This window comes from Candidatus Accumulibacter phosphatis (genome assembly GCF_000024165.1).
Classification (GTDB): domain Bacteria; phylum Pseudomonadota; class Gammaproteobacteria; order Burkholderiales; family Rhodocyclaceae; genus Accumulibacter; species Accumulibacter phosphatis.
Window position 1 is genome coordinate 3,560,759 of the sequence record NC_013194.1, and the last position, 20,459, is coordinate 3,581,217.

The 20,459-nt window shown below is 66.1% G+C and carries 13 protein-coding genes; 5 read left to right on the forward strand and 8 right to left on the reverse strand.

Going from position 1 to position 20,459, the window contains the following annotated elements; genetic code table 11:
* Nucleotides 1-22: 22 nt before the first annotated feature.
* Together CAP2UW1_RS15400 and CAP2UW1_RS15405 are read right to left on the reverse strand one after the other, a co-directional pair.
* Nucleotides 23-1,423: a PIG-L deacetylase family protein gene (locus CAP2UW1_RS15400; protein ID WP_015767545.1), complete on the reverse strand. Its 1,401-nt coding sequence runs from the start codon at nucleotides 1,421-1,423 to the stop codon at nucleotides 23-25.
* A 57-nt stretch (nucleotides 1,424-1,480) separates the two neighbouring features.
* A complete protein-coding gene (locus tag CAP2UW1_RS15405; protein ID WP_015767546.1) occupies nucleotides 1,481-2,377 on the reverse strand; it encodes a GNAT family N-acetyltransferase in 897 nt (298 codons plus the stop codon).
* Between the two features lie 373 nt (nucleotides 2,378-2,750).
* Here CAP2UW1_RS15405 and CAP2UW1_RS15410 point away from each other — a divergent pair, with 373 nt between their 5' ends.
* Together CAP2UW1_RS15410 and CAP2UW1_RS15415 are read left to right on the forward strand one after the other, a co-directional pair.
* Nucleotides 2,751-3,659: a glycosyltransferase family 2 protein gene (locus CAP2UW1_RS15410; protein ID WP_015767547.1), complete on the forward strand. Its 909-nt coding sequence runs from the start codon at nucleotides 2,751-2,753 to the stop codon at nucleotides 3,657-3,659.
* A 36-nt stretch (nucleotides 3,660-3,695) separates the two neighbouring features.
* On the forward strand, nucleotides 3,696-5,144 hold the full coding sequence (locus CAP2UW1_RS15415; protein ID WP_015767548.1) for a hypothetical protein: 1,449 nt from the start codon (nucleotides 3,696-3,698) through the stop codon (nucleotides 5,142-5,144).
* A gap of 50 nt (nucleotides 5,145-5,194) precedes the next feature.
* Here the strand turns inward: CAP2UW1_RS15415 and CAP2UW1_RS15420 are convergent, their stop codons facing one another.
* Nucleotides 5,195-5,650: a DUF5615 family PIN-like protein gene (locus tag CAP2UW1_RS15420; protein ID WP_015767549.1), complete on the reverse strand. Its 456-nt coding sequence runs from the start codon at nucleotides 5,648-5,650 to the stop codon at nucleotides 5,195-5,197.
* 44 nt (nucleotides 5,651-5,694) lie between these two features.
* The gene (locus tag CAP2UW1_RS15425; RefSeq protein WP_015767550.1) at nucleotides 5,695-6,816 is read right to left on the reverse strand and encodes an alkene reductase; all 1,122 of its coding nucleotides are present in this window, start codon (nucleotides 6,814-6,816) and stop codon (nucleotides 5,695-5,697) included.
* 598 nt (nucleotides 6,817-7,414) lie between these two features.
* On the opposite strand from CAP2UW1_RS15425, the gene CAP2UW1_RS15430 reads away from it, so the two are divergent.
* From CAP2UW1_RS15430 to CAP2UW1_RS15440, 3 genes are all read left to right on the forward strand, one after another.
* The gene (locus CAP2UW1_RS15430; protein WP_015767551.1) at nucleotides 7,415-8,671 is read left to right on the forward strand and encodes a metallophosphoesterase family protein; all 1,257 of its coding nucleotides are present in this window, start codon (nucleotides 7,415-7,417) and stop codon (nucleotides 8,669-8,671) included.
* A 7-nt stretch (nucleotides 8,672-8,678) separates the two neighbouring features.
* A complete protein-coding gene (locus CAP2UW1_RS15435) occupies nucleotides 8,679-12,137 on the forward strand; it encodes an ATP-binding protein (RefSeq protein ID WP_015767552.1) in 3,459 nt (1,152 codons plus the stop codon).
* Between the two features lie 145 nt (nucleotides 12,138-12,282).
* Complete coding sequence (locus CAP2UW1_RS15440) at nucleotides 12,283-12,960, forward strand: DUF1345 domain-containing protein (protein ID WP_015767553.1); 678 nt, start codon at nucleotides 12,283-12,285, stop codon at nucleotides 12,958-12,960.
* A gap of 51 nt (nucleotides 12,961-13,011) precedes the next feature.
* On the opposite strand, the gene CAP2UW1_RS15445 is transcribed toward CAP2UW1_RS15440, so the two are convergent.
* From CAP2UW1_RS15445 to CAP2UW1_RS15460, 4 genes are all read right to left on the reverse strand, one after another.
* Nucleotides 13,012-14,001 carry a formylglycine-generating enzyme family protein gene (locus tag CAP2UW1_RS15445; protein ID WP_015767554.1) on the reverse strand — a complete coding sequence of 330 codons (990 nt, stop codon included), beginning with the start codon at nucleotides 13,999-14,001 and terminating at the stop codon, nucleotides 13,012-13,014.
* Nucleotides 14,002-14,189: 188 nt separating this feature from the next.
* A complete protein-coding gene (gene gltA / locus CAP2UW1_RS15450; protein ID WP_015767555.1) occupies nucleotides 14,190-15,524 on the reverse strand; it encodes a citrate synthase in 1,335 nt (444 codons plus the stop codon).
* A 261-nt stretch (nucleotides 15,525-15,785) separates the two neighbouring features.
* Nucleotides 15,786-17,597: an L-lactate permease gene (locus CAP2UW1_RS15455; RefSeq protein ID WP_015767557.1), complete on the reverse strand. Its 1,812-nt coding sequence runs from the start codon at nucleotides 17,595-17,597 to the stop codon at nucleotides 15,786-15,788.
* A gap of 58 nt (nucleotides 17,598-17,655) precedes the next feature.
* On the reverse strand, nucleotides 17,656-20,448 hold the full coding sequence (locus CAP2UW1_RS15460; RefSeq protein ID WP_015767558.1) for an FAD-binding and (Fe-S)-binding domain-containing protein: 2,793 nt from the start codon (nucleotides 20,446-20,448) through the stop codon (nucleotides 17,656-17,658).
* Nucleotides 20,449-20,459 lie beyond the last annotated feature (11 nt).

The following is a 20,459-nucleotide window of genomic DNA, read 5'->3' on the forward strand; positions in this document are numbered from 1 at the left end:
ATCGATGGGGTGGTCGCGGCGGTCAGGAGTCGAAGCGGCGCACCCAGAACAGTTCGTGGCGGCGAACAGCCTTGCGGAAGAAGTCGTTCTCGCCGGTCGCCGGCCAGCGGCGGCCGGCAAGGAGCTGCTGGATGGTCCGGCGCAGGCGATGCTTGAGCGACAGGGGACGCTGCAGGTCGTGCTGCATGGCCAGCGCCATCGCCTTGTCGAGCTGGTGTTCGGCGCTCAGGTGCGGGCTCCACAGGCCGTCGGCCGGCAGCGGCGCCAGCGCCGGCGGCAAGGCGATGCCGTCGCCCGCCGGACCCATCGGCCAGCGATCGTTGTCGAGCAGGTGATTGGCATAGAGCAGGGCGATCTCGGGCTTCCAGAATGCCCGTTGCACAGCCTGATCGATGGCCAGCGAGGTGGCGAAATGATCCGGATGCGGGTCGAGTTCGGGGTGCGGGGTGACGATCACTTCGGGGCGGAAATGTTCGATCAACGCGACCAGGTCGGCCAGCAGGTTTCTGCCGCAGGGCAGTCCGTCGCTGTCCGCCGGCAGGCGCAGCGGATTGTGCCGACGGGCGCTGCGCACATCCTGCTCACCCGACTCGCGCGAGCCGACCGGCAATTCGGGTTCGGCGAGCATCGCCGGCAGTTGCAGGCAGTAGTAGCCAAGCTGCACGCAGCGGCTCTGCGGAACGCCGCCCCAGAGCGGTATCGCCAGGCTGTCCCAGGTGCGCAGGCGCCCCTTGAGCTGCGCCGCCGGCGCGGCAGCGAGCCCGAGGCGCTGGTAGTTCGCCGCCTCGACTTCGCCCTGCGTGAGCGTCACGATGACTGCCTCGGACGCCCGGCTATACAGGCCGAACGCCGCCAGTTCGGCATCGTCAGCGTGCGGCGCGAGGACCATGATGCGGCGCTCGGCGTAGTCGGGATTGTCGAACGTGTAGAGCGTCGCCATCGCGGGCAGGCGGCAGAAGCGGCCTTCGATCGCCAACTCGCCCATGCCGACCGCCACCGCCTGTCCCGAGAGGTTCAGGAAGCGCCGGCCACGCACGCCGCGTTCAAAATCCTGGCGGTCGTCGCCGATCCACACATGCGGGTCGAGGAAGTGGCCCAGCCGCGTGCTCCGCAGCTCGACGGCGAGAATCAGCGTTTCGCCGGCCGCCAGCGGTGCGCTCAACCGCAGCACACCGTCGGCGAGCGAGACGTTCTGCGCCACGGTGTCGGCCGGAAAGGCATACTGGTAGTCGTCGCGCGGCGAATAGAAGAGGTGGTCGGCGAACCAGGCCTCGTGCGCGATCCAGCCGACGAAGAGCACCAGGGGCACCAGCCACCAGTCGACGAAGATACCGACTGGCGCGAGCAGCAGCAGGGTCGCCAGCAGGACGAGGTGTTTTTGCCGGCGATGACGCCGCAGCAGTTGTTGTTTCAGTGAACTCATGGCGGACCCGGACGATGAACCCGCGCAGGACGCGGGGAAGACAAGTCTCTGTGGATTCTAGATTCTATAGACCGGCACGCGATGGCACCAGCGGTCCTTGTAGCCGCGGTCGGCGCGACCGAAGGAGTAGCGCAGCGGCTTGCCGAGGGCCCGCGCCTCGGCCCAGGCCGCCTGCGTATTGACGAAGCTCAACACGCTGCCCGGACTGAAGTCGCGGGTCGCCGGGTCAACGCCACCGTTGATGAATTCGAGCGAAACCCACTTCGGCGCCTCGACCCGATAGAGAATCTGGATGGCGATCGGCCGTTCGTCATGCAGCAGCACCGAGCCGGTGATGAATTCGCGCAGCAGGCCGAACACCTCGCCGAGATGCGCCTTCCCGCGCGGGGCGAAGCCCCAGCGGCGCTGAAACAGGTCGGCGTACATCAGGGCCTGCTGCACCGGGGAATAGTCGAGCATCGGCCGCAGACTGCCGCCAGCCTCGGCAAGCAGGCGCAGCTCGCGCCGCTGGTTGTAGCGAAACTTGGTCGAGTACTCTTCGGGCGCGCGGGCCAGCGCCAGCCCTTCGGGCTGTGGTTTGAGACCGGCGATCTGACCGGCGTTCACTTCGGAAACGTAGCGCATGACCTGGCGCACGGGCACGCGCGCGTTTTCGGCGATCGGCAGAATGACCTCGGCGTTGCCGAGGTCGAAGGCGCCGCGCTGACGGCGTTTCTTCAGCACCTCCTTGGCGAGCGCCAGATGGTTGCCCCAGCAGGGAATCGCCGCCAGCAACTCGCCGCCGGCGAACCAGCCGAGGTAGCGCACGGGAATGCGCGCGAGAGCCGCCAGTCGCTCGACGATCAGGGGATGAGTCGCCACGCTGCCGCCGAAGCGCTGCCAGGCCTGCGCATAGGCCGCGGCATCGATTTCGCTCCAGCCGCGTTCCCGCCAGGCGCGCAACAGGCTCAGCATGCGCGTTCCGGCGGCGCTCGATCGGCATCGCCGGCAGTGGCCAAGCAGCGGCGCGCGTCCGCCCTCCGGCGCGTCAAGCCGACTATCGATGCCATTGTTCGTCCTGCCACATGCTCCGCGCCGTCCTCGCCTGTGTCGGAAGGCGCCAATGTACACCTTTTGCCCGCTGGCCGGCAGGCGCTGTTGCATCTCGGTGCGGATCGCGGACAATGCGGGTTTCAGTGCCGGAACCACCCGGCAGGCTCCCCGACAGAGAGAGGTGGCACAGCTTGGCTGCGAGGATTCATAGCGGCGGCGACACGCAACGGCGTCCGCCGGCCGTCGATCGCCGGCCAGGCCAGGCATCCGCGGCTCGGTGCGGCGGTGAATGGACATGACTGAGCCGGTCGAGCCACTGATCAGCGTCGTCATTCCGGCCTACAACTACGCTCGCCTGTTGCCGCGCGCGCTCGATTCGGTGCTCGCGCAGGGGGCAGAGGATGTCGAGCTGATTGTCGTGAACGACGGCTCCAGCGACCATACCGGCGATGTGCTGGCGGACTACGCGACCCGCTATCCTCGCCTGCGCGTCATCGACCAGGCCAACGCCGGGGCGGCCGCGGCACGCAATCGCGGCATCGGCCTGGCACGCGGCTCGCACGTGCTGCTCCTCGACGCCGACGACGAGCTGTTGCCAAATGCCCTGGCGACGCTGCGCAAGCTGGTCGCTGCGCACCCGCGAGCAGGAATGTTTCTCGGCGCCCAACTATCGGTGTATTCCGATGGACGCGAGCGGCTGCGCCTACCGAGCCCCGTTCCCGTCGCCTCGCCGGCGCAACTCGCCCGGCGCTATCTGCTGCAGAAGCGCCTCTCGGTCTCGCACGGCTGCTCGCTGTTTCGCCGCGATCTGTTGTTGCAGCGGCCCTACCCGGAGAACCTGCGCGCCGGCGAGGACATTCCGGTTTTTGCCTACCTGTTGGTCAGCGCGCCGGTGGTGATCACCAGAGAACCGCTGGCGCGCATCCACAAGCATGCCGACAGCTTGCGCCACGACCGTGATCAGGAAGAGGAACGCGCCGCAACCATGGTGCGGGAGGTGTTCGCTGCCCTGCCCGCGTCATGCCAGTCGCTGCGCAAGCGCTACGCGGCGCAACGCTATCTGTCGCTGTTTCGCACCGCCGTGCTGGCTGGCGACAAGGCGACGGCCCGCCGCTTCTATCGATCCGCCGTGCACCTGAGCGTAGCGCAGGCCTTGCGCTGGACCTACCTGCGCAAGGCCATTCGCCTGTTCGCCTGGCCCTGACGCCTGCAGGTGCCACCTTCTGGAAAGGATTTCGTGATGTCGGATCTCGTGGAGCGAGTGCGTCGGTTGCCGCCGACGGCGCTCGCTTTCCTGGGTAGCCTGCTCCTCTCGCTGGTGGCGTTTGCCGGCACCGTCACCGTGGGCAAGGACGCTGCGCTGTATCTGGCGGTTGCCCAGCAGGCTCTCGAACAAGGCCCGCAGGCGGCTTTTCAGGGCTTTGACTGGCCGTGGTTTTCTCTGTTGCTGGCTGGCACTCACTGGCTGTCCGCCCTCCCGCTCGAGCCGGCGGCCTATCTCTGGGGCGCGTTCTTCATGGCGGCAACCTGTGCTCTGCTGGTCTCGGTCAGCGAGCGCTTCGCCGCCGGCAGTGGCTACTGGGCTTGCCTGGTAGTGTTGTCGATGCCCGCGTTCAACCACTTTCGCGACGACATCATCCGCGAGCAGGGCTTCTGGTTTTTCTGCCTTCTCGCACTTTCCCTGGCTCTGGGTTGGCTGGAGAGCGGTGGCTGGCGGCGCGCCGCGCTGATCCAACTGGCGACGGTCTGTGCCTGCCTGTTTCGCCTGGAAGCGGTTCTCGTGTTGCCGGCGATCGCCCTCTGCCTGGTCGGTGACCTGCATCGGCGCGCGGGCTGGCTGAGGCTCGTGCAGTTGTCTGCGCTGCCGCTGGCTGCGGTCCTGATTGCCGCGCTGGCGATGCTTGCCCGCGGAGGGATCACCCAACCGCGGATCGCATACTATCTGTCCCTGCTCGATCCCCGCACCCTGGTCGCCGGCTTCAACCTGATGGCCAGCCAGTTTGCCAGCGCGGCGCTGGCCAAGTATTCGACAGACGACGCCGGCAAGATCGTCTTCTTTGGCGTGACGGTGACGATGCTGGCGAAGTTCTTCACGCTCAGCGGGCCCTTGGCTCTACCCTTGCTCCACCCGCAAAGTGGGCAGGTGGTGCGCGCCTGCTGGCAACGACTGAGGCCCTTCGTCTGGGCCTGGCTGGCCTATTACGGCGTGCTGTTCCTGTTCTTCATTCAACAGCATTTCATCAACTCCCGCTATCTGAGCTTGCTGAATCTGCTGGCGGTGCCCCTGCTGGCGGTTGCCTGCCTGCTGTTTGCCAGGAGCTTCCCGCGTCTGGCGAAGGCCCTGGCCGTGGCAGCCGTCGTCGTCATGCTGAGCAACGTGATCTCGCTGGGCACCAAGAAGACACACTATCTCGAGGCAGCAAGCTGGTTGTCGCGCAACACCAATCCCGCCGATCCCATCTACTACGAGGACTTGCGGATTGCCTACTACGCGGGCCGGGGTTACCCGTATATGCCGGTGACGCGGGAAGAACTGATGACTCCCTATCAGGCGGCCAAATTTCGCTATTTCGTCCTGGCACCGAAACCTGGCGATCCTCTCTACCTCTGGCTGACTGAACAGCGCAAGCCGGTTCTCGGACAGTTCACCAATCGCAAAGGCGATACGGTCGTGATCATGGGGCACTGAGCGGCCAGCACCGCGCTTCGCCGGCCTCTCGCCGCACGCCGGACACGCGCTCAGGACTCGCCTCCGGGCATCCCCTGCCAACGCTGCAGGCGATGCCGCATCCGATCCACATGCCCACCGCGCCAGTAGTACTTGCCACAGGTGGTGCAGAACCACGCGCGCACGATATCGCTCGGCAGATCGGCCGGACGCTCGACGGCCACCAAGGGCGTATTGCACAGCGAACAGCGGCTGAAAGGCTGGTGCAGCCAGTCGATCCCCAGCCGGCCGGTCAGTTCCCGTACGCTGCTCTCGAGGTCGTTGCTGGCCAGCAGCAGGACGACCTTCTGTGCGCCGCGAATCTCCAGGAGACTGCGATCGCGTGTCAGCAGCAGGCGCTCTTCCGCCATGGCACGTTCGATCAGGCGCCGGTCCGCGGTGCCGTCCGGCTCCATGGCGACGTCGTGACCCGCGGTGCGCAGCCAGCGCGCCAGACCCTTGAGCATTTCGTCGCAAAGGAGTTTCATCACTCAATGTCCGCTGCGACGAGCGGCAATGCGCGTGGCGGTGATCACGTCTCGCCGACCGCCTCCTCCTCGAGAGTAGGGTAATCGACGTAACCCCTGGCACCTCCCTTGTAGATCGTCGCCGAATCCCAAGGCGCCAGCGGCGCCCCGATGCGCAGGCGCTGGACGAGGTCGGGATTGGCGATGAAGTGTTTGCCGAAGGCGATCAGGTCGCCGCAGTCCGCGCGCAAGGCGGCTTCGGCGCGCGCGCGGTCGAAGCCGCCGCAGAGGATCAAGGTCTGCGAGAAGCAGGCTCGCAGGTGCTGCAGCAGGTCGCTCTGCGGGTCGTGCATCCAGCTTCCGGATTGGTCATAGACGTGCAGATAGCCAATCCCCAGCCGGTCGAGCTGACAGGCGAGATAGCCGTAGGCGAATAGCGGCGCCGGGTCGAACTGCATCTCGTGCGCCGTGCCGAGCGGCGAGATACGGACACCGACCTTCGCCTTGCCGACCGTATCCGCGACGGCCTCGACCGTCTCGAGAAGAAAGCGCCAGCGCGCCCGGGCAGCGCCACCATACTCGTCGGCACGGTCATTGAGGTAAGGACAGCGGAACTGATCGAACAAATAGCCGTTCGCGGCATGGATCTCGACGCCGTCGAAGCCGGCCACCATGGCGTTTTCTGCCGCTCGCGCGAAATCATCGACGGTCGCCCTGACCTCCTCACTGCTCAGCGCCCGCGGCGGGTCGCAGCGAACCAGCACCGGCTCGGCGCCAGCCCTGAGGATCGGCACCCGGTCCTTTTCCAGGCCGATCGCGCTCGGCCCGACCGGCGGCGAACCGTCGGCGCGCAGGCTGCAATGGCCGACGCGACCGACGTGCCAGAGTTGCAGGTAGATTCTTCCACCCGCGCGATGGACGGCGCGCGTCACGTTGCGCCAGCCGGCAATCTGTGCCTGGCTGTAGATCCCCGGAGTACGCGCGCAGCCGCGCGCCTGCGGCGAGACGGGCGTGCCTTCGGCAATGATCAGCCCCGCCGACGCGCGCTGGGCGTAGTACCTGGCGGTGAGCGCCGTCGGTGCGAGTTGCCAGTCGCTGGCACGGTTGCGATTCATCGGCGCCATGACGACGCGGTTTGGCAGCGCGCGGCCGCCGAGCGAGTAACGCGAAAACAGTTTCCTGGACATTGTCTATCAAACTCCTTTGATGTCCTTCCCCTGCGACTGCGAAGCAAACATCATGCCGAGATCCTTCAGCATGGATAGCTATCGACCTGTCGGGAAGGTTCATCGGCAGCACGGGTTCCCGCGCGCCGGGGAGAGCACAGCGTGCTCGGTTGTCGGAATGGCCAGTCGGCCATGCAGGTTCAGCGATCACTTCCATGCCGGTCAATACGGACTCGGCAGAAATGATCACCTTGCCAGGTGTCGGATTGATGGCGGTGACTGAACGCGCCAAGCGCCGTCCGCAGGCGCCAAAAAAGAAAACCGGGTGGCAGGCGCCGGGTCCGGAAGATCCTTCTCCGGCGGGCCAAGGGCCGTCGGGCACCGGCTTCGCGCCAGGGGTTCCCGCAACACCCCGGAACGACGGGGCTGGTCACTGCGGCCTGGCCCGGAATCTGGTTAATGCTATTACAACGCGCCAGCGAAGGCGAAGTTGACGGCGACCTGGCCGGAGCGACCGCCAGGTCGGGTCGACGCGGCGGAGTGAAGATGCCATCATCCGCTTGCGGGCAGCAAGCCGTTGCCGCTTCCCAGCGACAAGCTCAGGGCCCCGGAGCTCTCCTTGAAATTCATCCACACTGCCGACATCCATCTCGACAGCCCGCTCACCGGGCTGGCCGCCTACCGCGACGCGCCTGCCGAAATGCTGCGCACGGCAACCCGCGACGCTTTCCGCAACCTGGTCGCCGCCGCGATCGACGAAACGGTCGACTTCGTGATCATCGCCGGCGACCTCTACGACGGCACCTGGCGCGACTACAACACCGGCTACTTCTTCGCCCGCGAGATGGGCCGCCTGCACGCGGCAGGCATTCCGGTCTTCCTGCTCTACGGCAACCACGACGCCGAGAGCGAGATGACCCGGCGACTAGCGCTGCCGCCGAACGTCCGCGCCTTCGACACGCGCAAGCCGTCAACTTTCCGTATCGAGCACCTGCGCGTCGCGCTGCACGGCCGCAGCTTCCGGGACGCCGCCACGACCGAAAACCTGGCCGTCGGTTATCCCGATCGCATCCCCGGCTGGCTGAACATCGGCGTCCTGCACACGGCGCTCGAAGGCAACGCCGAACACGCCAGCTACGCGCCCTGCTCGCTCGCGCAACTGGTCGCCAAGGGCTACGACTACTGGGCCCTCGGACACGTGCATGACTATGCCGAGGTCTGCCGGGAACCGTGGGTCGTCTATCCGGGCAATACGCAGGGCCGGCACATTCGCGAAACCGGAGCGCGCGGCGCCGTGCTGGTCAGCGCCACCGAGACTGGCATCGTTGCCGTCGAACGGCTGTTTACCGACGTCCTGCGCTGGCACCGGCTGACCGTGGATCTCGCCACCGCCAGCAACCTCGACGCCGCGGTGCACGCCATCGCCGGCCGCCTGCAAGCTCTCCTCGACGAAACTGCGGATGGCAAACCGCTGGCCTTGCGTGTCGTCCTGCAGGGGCGCAGCACGGCGCACGGCGAACTGTTCGGAAAGGAGGCGCGGCTGCGCGCCGAGACGCTCGCTCTGGCCGCCGCCCTCGCCGGCGAAAGAATCTGGATCGAGAAGGTGCGCATCGAAACGACACCGGCGCATGATCGGGAGACGATCCGCGCGCGCGCCGACGCCATCGCCGATCTCCAGGCACTACTCGACGAGGCGCCGGGCGACCGGGAGTTCCTCGACTCGCTGACGACGGAACTGCGACAACTGGTGGACCGCGCGCCGCACGAACTGGCCGCATGCGTGCCGGAGTTTGCCGCGATCCGCAGTGGCGACGTGTCACCGCTGGTCGCTGCCGTCGCTCCCGGGCTGATCGCCTATCTGATGAAAACGGAGTGACACGGCGATGCGAATCAACCGACTCGATCTGCATCGCTACGGCAAGTTCACCGACTGCTCATTGACGTTGCCGGCCGCGCCGTGTGATTTCCACATGCTGGTCGGCGCCAACGAGGCGGGCAAGTCGACGATCCGGGCCGCCATCCTCGACCTGCTGTTCGGCATCGAAGCCCGCTCGACCTACGACTTCCTGCATCCGCGCAGTGAGTTGCGGCTCGCCGGGTCGATCACCCACGCTGCCGACTCGCTCGACTTTCAGCGGCTGCGGAAGAGCAGCAAGTCGCTGCTCGACGCGGCCGGCCAGCCGCTCGGCGACGACGCATTGCTGCCCTTCCTGGGCAACTCCGAGCGTTCCTTCTTCGACCAGATGTTCGCTCTCGATCATCTGCGCCTGATCCGTGGCGGCAACGAGATCCTCAATGCCTCGAACGACATCGGCCGAATCCTTTTCCAGTCAGCGGCCGGCATCGGCAGTCTCGGCGCCGTCCGCGACCAGCTCGAAGCGGAGGCCGACAAGCTCTGGGCGCGCCGCCACGCCCGTGACCGCGCCTATTACGCGGCCAAAGATGAACTGGCGGTCGCTGAAGCGGAGCTGAAGCGAGCGACGATGCGCACACGCGACTGGCTCGACGCCAGCGGCAAGGTACAGGCATTGCAGGACCGCATGGCCGGCCTGCAGGATCAGGTACGGGCCCTCGAGACCGAACGCGCCGCTCTCGAACGGGTGCGTCGGGTAGCGCCCTCGGTGCGTGCCCATCAAGGCAGCCAGCAGGAACTGGCTGCCCTCGGCGAGGTGATTCAGCTTCCCGCGGACGCCGGCGCCAGTCTCGCCGCCGCCGAACGCGAGATGGCCTCGGCGACGACGCGGCAGAAGCTCCTCGTGGAACGTGCCGGGCAACTGCAGGCGCTGCTCGCCACGATCGTCCTTGACGACGCCGTGCTGGCCTGCGCAGCCGACATCACGGCGCTCGCCGAGCGCCGGCAACAGACGCGCTTCCACACGCGCGACATCGACAAGCGGCAGCAGGAAGTGAAGGTGCATTGGCAGGATATCGAGGCCTGCGTGCGGCAGTTGGGCTGGCCGGCCGGTGACGAGGATCACCTCGCCAGCCGACTGCCTCCGGCACCGGTGCGCTCGTCGCTGGCCGCGCTGGCGCGCCGGCACGCCACCCTCGAACTGGCCCTGGCCGCGGCCACCGACGCGGCGCACCAGAAGGCACGCGAAGTCGAGGCGATCGAGGCCGACCTGGCGGCCTTGCCGACGCTGGTAATCTCCCCGAGCCTGCGGGCCGCACTCGAGACGGCGCTCCGACTCGGCGACTTTCGCGCCGCACAGCAGCGTGAAGAAGGCAGAGTCGCCAAGGCCGAACGCGAGTTGCACCAGGCCGAAAGCCGCCTGGGCGCCTGGAAGACCGACCTGTCGCCGCCGGGCCAGCTCGCCCTGCCGGCCGCCGCACAGGCCGAGCGCCTGCTGCGGCGCGCCACCGAGAACGAGGCAGCGCAGACCGCCCTGCGGCAGAGAGCGCTGGAAGTCGCTGCCGAGATCGAAAGCCTGGAACTCGCCACGACGCAATTCCGGCGCGCGCACGATCCGGTCACCAGCGGCCAGGTAGCCGATGCCCGCCACGTGCGCGACGCGGTGTGGACGGCGATCAGATCCGGGGGCGCTGCGCTGACCGACAGCGCGGCCATCTACGAGGAGCACGTCGAGACGGCCGATCGGCTGGCCGACCAGCGTCACGCCAAGGCGCACGAAGCCGCCGAACTGCAGGCAAAGCTCGACGATGCCGAGCGCCGGCATCGGCAGGCCGAACAGATCGCCGAACGTCTGCGGGCGCTGGCTGACGAGGCCGCAACGATCGACGGCGAGTGGGCGGCGCAGGCGGCAGCGCTCGGCGTCCCGACGCTGCCCCTGGCCGCCTTCGAAGGCTGGCAGGAGGCCCGCGCCGCCACCCTGCGCGCCGCAGATGCCGCCCTGCAAGCGCGCGCCGAGCAGCAGCAGACGGCCGACGCGGTGGCGCGCGCGCAGGCAGCGCTGCGCGCGGCGATCGCCGACGTCGGCGTGGCGCTGCCGAGCGATCTGGAAGCGCTGATCCTCGCAGCCAGGCACCTGGTGGACGAAGCGGCGGCAACGGCTACACGACGAGCCGAACTCACCCGTCAGTTGGCGGCCGCGAAGAGTGCATCCGCCGATCTCGCCAGACGACGCGACGCCGCCGATGCAGCGCTTGCCGACTGGCAGGAACGCTGGCAGCAGGGCCTGCGTTCGGCTGGCCTGGCGGGAGATACCGACGTCGGTACGCTCGAAGGGACGCTGAAGCTGTTCGACGACATCGACGACAAACGGCAGGCGATCCGCGAACTGCGTCAGGCACGCATCGCCGCCATGCAGAAGGACCTCGACGATTTCCGCAGCGAATGTCGCCGCCTGGCCGACCTGCTGGCACCCGCGATGGTTGGCGAGTCACCCGACGAGACAGCCCGGCGGCTCAACGCTCGCCTGCTCCAGGCCAGGGACGATGCACGCGAGGCGGCACGCCTGACCGGCGAGATCGCCAGGGCCGGCGAGCAGATCGCCGAGGTGGCCGGCGCCATCGACACTGCGAGGGCGGCGGTCGATCCCCTGCTGCGCCTGGCCCGCGCCACCAGTCACGCGGACCTGCACGCCGCGGTCACCCGGTCCGACACGGCGCGCGCGCTATCCTTGTCCGCCGCTGCGGCCAGGCGCGCCGCCGAAGAGGCAGGCGACGGGCTGCCGCTGGCGGCACTTGCCGCCGCAGTCGACGCCACCGACATGACGCAGGTCACCGTCCGCCTCGCGGAAATCGCTCGTCAGCTGGCCAGCGAGCGCGAACTGCAGGTGACGCTGGCGGCCGAACTCGCTACCGCCGGCACGTCGCTGGCGAGAATCGCCGGCCAGGACGACGCAGCACGCGCCGAGGCGGCGCGCCAGCAGGCGCTCGCCAGCATGGCAGATGCCGCGGAGCGCTTTATCCAGGTGCATACCGCGGGGCGCCTGCTGCGCTGGGCAATCGATCGCTACCGCGAAACCCGCCAGGGGCCGATGCTGGCGCGCGCCGGCGAGATCTTCTGCCGCCTGACGCTGGGATCGTTCGCGAAGCTGACCGTCGATTTCGAGGCCAGGCCGCCGTTGCTCGAAGGCCTGCGGGCCGACGGGCGGACCGTCGGCATCGGCGGCATGAGCGAGGGCACGCGCGATCAGTTGTATCTCGCCCTGCGCCTGGCCGCGCTGGAAATGCACATCAGCCAGGCGTGCGCGCTGCCGTTCATCGCCGACGACCTGTTCATCAATTACGACGACGTGCGCGCCCGGGCGGGTATCGAGGCCATCGCCGACCTCTCCAAGACGACGCAGGTGATCTTCCTCAGCCACCATCCCCATCTCGTTCCGGCCGTGCGGGAGGTGTTTGGCGACGCCGCCAATGTCGTCATGCTTGGCGGATGAGTGCCCGGCTTGGCGTCCCTTCCGCTTCACGACGACGGCTTGCGGGCGGCGCCTCCCAAGCGGACGGCGACTTGCAGGTCCGGGCGTCCAGGCGGCGCCGGGCACATTGCCGGCCCACGGCCGTCGCCTGCATAATGGCGTTGCGATGACTCCCACCCACCCCCCACTCACCAAGCTCTGGCATCAAGTGCGAGCGCGGCCACGGCTGGTGACCTCCTGTGTCGCCGGCGCGCTCACCTTCCTGGCTCTGCCGCCGGAACTCGCCCCCTCGACCCGAGCCCTGGTCACCTGGGACGTCGGAGCAGGTCTCTTTCTGGCACTGGCTTGGGTGATGATGGCCCGAGCATCAGTGGAACATATGCGGTGGCGGGCTCGCATCCAGGATGACGGTGCTGCCGTCGTCCTCTTTCTCACGGTGGCTGCTGCGCTGGCCAGTCTCGCAGCGATCGTCATCGAACTTTCCGGCCTGGACAACCTCACCCCATTCCGACAGAGCCTGCGCTTGGCCCTGGTCACGGGAACTTTCGTGGCGTCCTGGCTGCTCGTGCACACCTCGTTCGCGCTTCATTACGCTCACGCCTACTACGGCTCCCGCAGCAGAAATGGCAACCCTCCCCTCGAATTCCCCGGCGACGAGCCGCCGGTCTATACCGACTTCCTGTACTTCGCCATCATCGTCGGCATGACCTCGCAGACCGCGGATGTCGCGATCTCCAGCACACGCATGCGTCGCCTGGCGATGGCGCAAGGCATGATCGCTTTCGCCTTCAACACCACGCTGCTGGCCCTGACCGTCAACATCGCCGCCGGCCTCCTGGGCTAATCCGATCGCGGTCTTTCGGAGGGCTTGCACCGAAGCCCGCTGGCCATCGTCCTAGAGGTCCCGGGCAACGCGGAAGCCGAGGTTCACGCACCGGCTGCCTGGCGAATTCCAGTTGCGGAAGGACGATCGCAACCAGATCGGAAAACTGTTCCAGGCGCCTCCTCGGCGCACCTTCAAGTGGCCCGTGACCGGCCCTTGCGGATCGTCGACGGGAGACTCGGCATAGTAAGTGGCGCCGTACCAGTCCGCAACCCACTCCCAGACGTTCCCGTGCATGTCATGCAGCCCGAGTGCGTTCGCCGCGTAGCTGCCGACCGGCGCTGGAAACGCGGTCGGGTCGTCGGGCTTGATGACGATTTCCTGTACGTGCCCGAATTCGGAATGCCGCGACAGATCGATGGCGCGAGCGAAGTGCGGCAAATGCGCCGGATCGTCGGAGTTCGCGTAGCGTGTGCCGGTGCCGGCACGATTGGCATACTCCCATTCCGCTTCCGTCGGCAGGCGATAGCGCTTGCCCTCCTTCTCGCTCAGCCACCGACAGAACGCCAGCGCGTCGTTGTAGCTGACATTGACGACCGGTTGTGTGTCCACTAGCGCATACCCGGGGTTTCTCCAGGTGTATTGCGGTCGCCGCCCCTCGCACCGCCCCGTGGAAGAGTCGCATCCCCAACCGCCGGCCCCGTCCGACTCCGCTTCGGTCTGGTAACCGGTTTCGTCGGTGAATCGGCGAAACTGCGCCACCGTAACCTCGAAGCGGCCGAGAAAGAATCCCCGGGTGATACGCACGCGGTGTCTTGGATACTCGTCAGCGAAGTAGTCCGGCGTCTTCCCCGAATCCGGGTAGGCCGCAACCAGGGTTTCGGCGGTTTCCGTGCCACCCATGAGAAACTCGCCGGGCGGCACCAGCACCAGAGACATACCAATGGCATTGAAACTGCCCGTCGCGGGCACCCGCTCGGACGGCGTCAGATGTCCGCAACCGAGCGACCCAAGGAGAAGGAGAAGACATGCCGCAATGACCAGACCGTGCAGATGCCGCATCGGTACCCCCAAAGAAACCAGAAACTATAGCGCAGCCGTGGCGAGTAGCTGTCGGCGCTTCATCACCGGGAAACGCTGTCTATCGGGCCGGCGCGGTCAACCACGCTGACACGACGGCCCCGCCGAACGTGGCGTTCGGCGGGGCCGTCGTCGTTGCCGAGCAGCGTCTGTCGCCGGTCTCTGGCGGATCAGCGCTCCGCGATGGGCACATAGGGCCGAATCGCCTCGCCGATGTAACGTTGCCGCGGCCTGGCGATATGTTGATCCGACGCTTCGATCATCTCCTTCCACTGGGCAATCCAGCCGATGGTGCGGCCAAGCGCGAACAGGGGCGGAAACATCGCTGTGGGGAAGCCGATCGCCCGCAACATGATGCCGGAGTAGAAGTCCACGTTCGGGAACAGCTTGCGTTGAACAAAGTAGTCGTCATCGAGGGCGATGCGTTCGAGTTCGAGCGCCAGCGCGAACAAGGGCTCGTCCGTCTTGCCCAGTTCGGCCAACACCTCGTGGCAGGATTCGCGAAGGATCGCCGCGCGCGGGTCGTAGTTCTTGTACACCCGGTGGCCGAAGCCGGTAAGCCGGAACGAATCGTTCTTGTCCTTCGCGCGCTTGATGTAGAGGGGAATGCGGTCCTTGTTGCCGATCTCTTCCAGCATGTTCACCACCGCCTCGTTCGCGCCTCCGTGGTCCGGCCCCCAGAGCGCCGTGATGCCGGCGGCCACGCAGGCATACGGATTGGCACGGCTGGAGCCGGCAATGCGCACCGTCGCGGTAGAAGCGTTCTGTTCGTGATCGGCGTGCAACACCAGGAAACGGTTGATGGCGCGAGTCAGTACAGGGTTTACCACGTAGGGCTCCGCGGGTATGCCGAAAGCCATCCGGAGGAAGTTCGCGGCGTAGCTCAAATCGTTGCGCGGGTACATGAACGGTCGTCCAAGCGAATACTTGAACGCCATGGCACAAATGGTCGGCATTTTGGCAATGAGCCGGTGGGTAGACACCATCCGCGCTTCCGGATCCGTGATGTCGATCTTGTCGTGGTAAAACGCGCTGAGTGCGCCAACGGTGCCCACCATCACCGCCATCGGGTGGGCATCCCGGCGAAAGCCCGCGAAGAATCGCTTGAACTGCTCGTGGACCATGCTGTGATGGCCAATCACGTAGCCGAAGTCCGCGAGTTCCGACGGCGTGGGCAGTTTCCCGTAGAGCAGCAGATAACAAACCTCCAGGAAGTCGGCATGCGCTGCAAGCTCCTCGATCGGGTACCCCCGGTGCAGGAGGATGCCGCGGTCACCGTCGATGTAGGTGATCGCCGAGTCGCAGTTGGCAGTGGACAGGAATCCCGGGTCGTATGTGAAATAGCCCGTCTCGGCGTAGAGCCGCCGGACATCGATGACCTTGGGACCGTGCGTACCTCCGAGCACCGGAAGGTCGTACTGCTTCCCGTCGGCGTGCAAGACAAGGGTCACTTTTTCGCCTGCTACCGGCGGCGTGATCGTGAGATCGGGAAGTGCGCGTTGCATGTTCCGCCCTCCTTCCTGTGTAGAGCCCATCATCTGGTGGACGGGACCGGGCGGAAGACGAATCCCGCCTTGGTGGCTGCCGCACTGGCCGTCTTGCGCGTCCCCGGAATTTCGCCAGGAAAAACCAGTCGGCCGGTCCCATCGAGAGTATAGGCACCGCCTGCAAACGGCGTCAATCCTGAACTGACCTCGGAGTTCATCTCCAGCCGGTCCCCTGAGGAGCAGTCCAGGGCCGGGCTGGATGTAGTCCGGCAAGCCCTCTCAGTGGAAATGGACCTGATCGGCGCCTCTGACCGCACCAACCAGATTGGCGCCGACGACTCGCGAGAACACGGTGACGAGAGCGACGATGCCGACGAATATCCCCAGCCACATCAGGCCGTCCATATTCACGGTGGCGGCGGCCACAGCAGCGGCGGCGGCGGCCACAGGCTTGACGTAAGCCGGAACGATACCGGGGAATACGTACGTCCAGAGCATGTGCAGGATACCGATGATCACCACCAGGAAGACCGAGTGCTTGAACGTGAACCGGAAGATCTCGGATTCGCGACCGACCAGTCCTGTGGCGCCTGTGGCAACGGCAATCGATTGCGGCGAGATCATCTTCCCGCACACGCCGCCGCAGGTGTTGGCCGACATCGTGATCACCGGGTCGATACCGAGCTTCTCGGCAGTGACCGCCTGGAGCTTGCCAAACAAGGCGTTGGTCGATGTATCGGAACCCGTCATGAACACTCCCAGCCAACCGAGAAGACTGGCGAAGAAGGGGAAGGCCGCGCCGGTCGTGGCGAACGCATAACCGAGCGTGATCGCCATGCCGGAAAAGTTCATGATGTAGGCGAAGCCGAGGATCGTCGCAATGGTCACGATGGGCCATTTGAGGGTCTTCAGCGTATCGCCCGCGACGCCTGCGGCCGTCTTGAGCGACGCGCCCATGACCATGATCGAGAAGAACCAGGCGAAGAGAATGGCCGTGCCGGCGGCGCTCAGGAAATTGAAGTTATAGACGGCGGGCTTGGGCTTGCCGGCCTGATCGATCACCATCTTGTCGAGACCGGAAATCGGTATGGCGTAGTCGAAGATCATCTTGGTCGTCTGGTTGAGCGCCTGATTGACCGGCTTGATACCCCAGGCGCAGACGAAGAGCGACAGGATGATGAAGGGTGCCCAGGCGCGGAAGATCTGCCCGCCGGTGAACTTGAGCGCTTGTTTGCCGAGGCTCTTGGGTTCATCGGCGAAGTGCCAGCTCTCTTTCGGATGCCAGACCTTGAGGAAGGCGACCGTGCAGACGATCGACGCCAGCGACGCAATGATGTCGGGAAGCAGCGGTGCGGTGACCGGCGAGTTGGCCGAGAAGAATTGCGCAATGGCGAACGAGCCACCGCTGACGAGGCAAGCGGGCCAGACTTCCAGGCCCTTCTTCCACCCGGACATGACGACAACCAGATAGAGGGGGATGAAGACGCTGACGATCGGCAGTGTCCGGCCGACCATCTGGCTCAGCGCGAAGTCGGGAATTCCCGCGACCTGCCCGCCGACCACGATCGGAATCCCGATGGCACCCCAGGCGACCGGCGCCGTGTTGGCCAACAGACAGATGGACGCCGCATAGAGCGGGTTGAAGCCGAGCCCGGCCAGCATCGCTGCCGTAATCGCCACTGGGGTACCGAAGCCGGCGGCACCTTCGATGAAGGCACCGAAGGAAAACGCGATCAGCAGCGCTTGCAGGCGCCGGTCGTCCGAAATCGAGGCGAGCGAGTTCTTGATCACCTCGAACTGCCCTGTCTTCACGGACATGTTGTAGATGAAGAGCGCGGTGATGACGATCCAGCAGACCGGGAACAGCCCGAATGCGCCACCGTACAGTGTCGCCAGCGCCGCCAGATCCACGGGCATCTTGTAGACGAACACCGCGATCAGGATGGCCAGTCCGGTGCCTCCCATTGCCGCAAACTGGCCTTTCATGCGCTTGATTGCCAAGGCCCAGAACAGGAAGAAGATCGGGATTGCCGCGACAAGCGCGGACAATCCGATGTTGCCGAGGGGATCAACATTCATTTGCCACGTCATGGGAGTCTCCTTTGTAATAAGCCACTTGTGTGGCTGTTGTGGCGGCGGTTGCCAGGGCTCAGCAGGCTCCCATGGTTTCCGTACGACTGCACTCTTCCAGCAGGTAGGCAATGGAGCGATAGGGGCGGCCGGTTTCGGCGGTGAGGCCGATTTCGCAGGTGCGGTTGGTCGAGACCCCCTCGCAACAGTTGGCGGGCAGTGCCTCGTGGACCTTGCGCAGGGCGTGCACGTTGAGTTCTGGGACAACGAAACCGCGGTCGCCGGCGAAGCCGCAGCAGGTGACGCCGGCGGGTTCGACGATTTCTTCGGCGCAGGCCGCGATCAGGCGGCGCAGCTTGCTGTCGGAAGCGACGCGGCGGACGCTGCAATTAATATGCAGGGCGATGGGGCCGCGCTTGCGCGTGACCATCAAGCGGGGCAACAGCGCATCGTGAGCGAATTCATGGAAGTCAAGCACCGTCAGGCGACCGGCGAGGAGCTTCTGCATGCGCACCGAACAGGTGCTGGCATCCATGATCACCGGATAGTGGCCGCCATTGCCATCGTCGGCAGCCTTGAGCAGCGCAGCGGTCACGCTGTCGGCCATCTGCTCGGCCTCCTCGGCCATGCCCTTGCTGGCCAGCATCTGCCCGCAGCAGAGCTTGTCGAAGCCTTCCGGCAAGCGCGGATCGTAGCCGGCGCGCACCAGCAACTCGATAATGACTTCCGGCAGGGTTGCCTCGTCGGGGGTGTTGGCGCCGAAGATGCGGCCGCCGCAAGCGGGGAAATACACCACCGGATCGCCCGCACCGGTACCGCTGTGGGGTTTGGGCGCCCTGCCCGCCTGTGGCATTCCCCGTTTCCAGGCGCCACGCGAGAGGCGCGCGACGAGGCTTTCGCCGACCACGCTGGAGACGGCATGGCCGATGGACAGGCCGACGCGGGAGACGGTGGCCACCTTGCCGAAATTTTCCGCCGTCCAGTGCGCGACCTGATGCGAAGGCGCTTTGTTGCCCAGCCCGCGGCCGCGCAGGCGGCGCGTCAGCTCGCCGGTGTCGATGCCGACCGGACAGGCGGTGGAGCAAAGACCGCAGCCGGCGCAGGTGTCGAGGCCGAAGTAGGCAAAATCCTTGCCGACGTCGGCGGCCTCTTCGCCGGCGGCGGCCCGGCGTGAGAGTTCCCGCCAGCTGACGATGCGCTGGCGCGGCGAAAGGGTCAGGCGGTGCGAGGGGCACAGCGGCTCGCAGAAGCCGCATTCGATGCAGCGGTCGATGATGTCTTCGGCGGCCGGCATCGGCTTGAGGTTTTTCAGGTGCGCCTGCGGGTCGTCGTTGATGATCACGCCGGGATTCAGCAGGTTATTGGGGTCGAAGAGCGTCTTGATCCGGCGCATCAGGTCAGTGGCCTGCCGGCCCCATTCCATCTCGACAAAGGGAGCCATGTTGCGGCCTGTCCCGTGCTCGGCCTTGAGCGAACCGTCGTACTTGTCGATGACCAGTTTGCAGACGTCGTCCATGAAGCGGGCGTAACGTTCCACCTCCGCGGCATCCGAGAAATCCTGGGTAAACACGAAATGCAGATTGCCTTCGAGCGCATGCCCGAAGATGATTCCTTCGCTGTAGCCGTGCTGGCGTAACAGCGCCTGCAGGTCGAGCGTGGCGGCGGCCAGGGATTCGATCGGGAAGGCCACGTCCTCGATGATGACCGTGGTGCCGGCGCGACGCATCGCGCCGACCGAGGGGAAGGTGCCCTTGCGCACTTTCCAGTACATTTCGCAGGTCGCCGGGTCAGTGGAGAACACCGGCGCTTCGACGGTGGCAATGCCGGTCAAGGCGCCGAGTGCTGCGTCAATGCGTTGCTGCAGGAGCGAGGCGTTTTCCGCGCGCACCTCGATCAGCAGAGCAGCGGCATCGTTGCCCAGCGTCCGGATGATGGGCGGCAAGCCGGGCTTGTCCTCCACCGAGCGCAGCGCCGGGCGATCGAGCATCTCGACGGCGGAGACCGGCTCCTGCTTGAGGCGGATGACGGCTTGGCAGGCGGTCTCGATGGTCGGGAAGAACACCAGCGTGCTCGCCTTGCAAGGGTCCTCGACGACGGTGCGGTAGGTGATGCGTGACATGAAGCCGAGCGTCCCCTCCGAACCGATCATCAGGTGAGAGAGAATGTCGATCGGGTCTTCGTAGTCGATCAGCGCGTTGAGGCTGTAGCCGGTGGTGTTCTTGATCTTGTACTTGTGGCGGATGCGCGCCGCCAACGTTTCGTCGGCACGCGTGGTGGCACCCAGGCGTGCCAGTTCGCCGATCAGGGCCGCATGGCTGGCGCGGAAACGGGCGACGCTGAGCGGGTCCTCGGTATCGAGTACCGCCCCGTCGGCAAACACCACGCGCAAGCCGGCGAGGGTGCGGTAACTGTTCTGCGCCGTACCGCAGCACATACCGGAGGCGTTGTTGGCGGCGATGCCACCTATCTTGCAGGCGCTGATCGAGGCCGGGTCGGGACCGATCTTGCGGCCATGCGGTGCCAGACGGTAGTTGACCTCGCCGCCGATGATGCCGGGCCCGACGCGCACGGTGGCGGCGTCCGGCGCGATTTCACAAGTGGCGAAGGCCTCGCCGATGAGGACCAGGATACCGTCGGTCACCGCCTGCCCCGACAAGCTGGTGCCGGCAGCACGGAAGGTCAGATGAACACGCTGCTGCGCGGCCACCGCCAGGACGTGCGCCACATCATCTTCGCTCTCCACGACGACCACGACCTGCGGGATCAGCCGGTAGAAGCTGGCATCGGTGCCCCAGGCCAGCAATCGCAGTTCGTCGGTAATGACGCTTGCTGCGGGGAAATGCGCACGCAGTGCAGAAATGAGTGAGTTCATTCTTGGCTTCC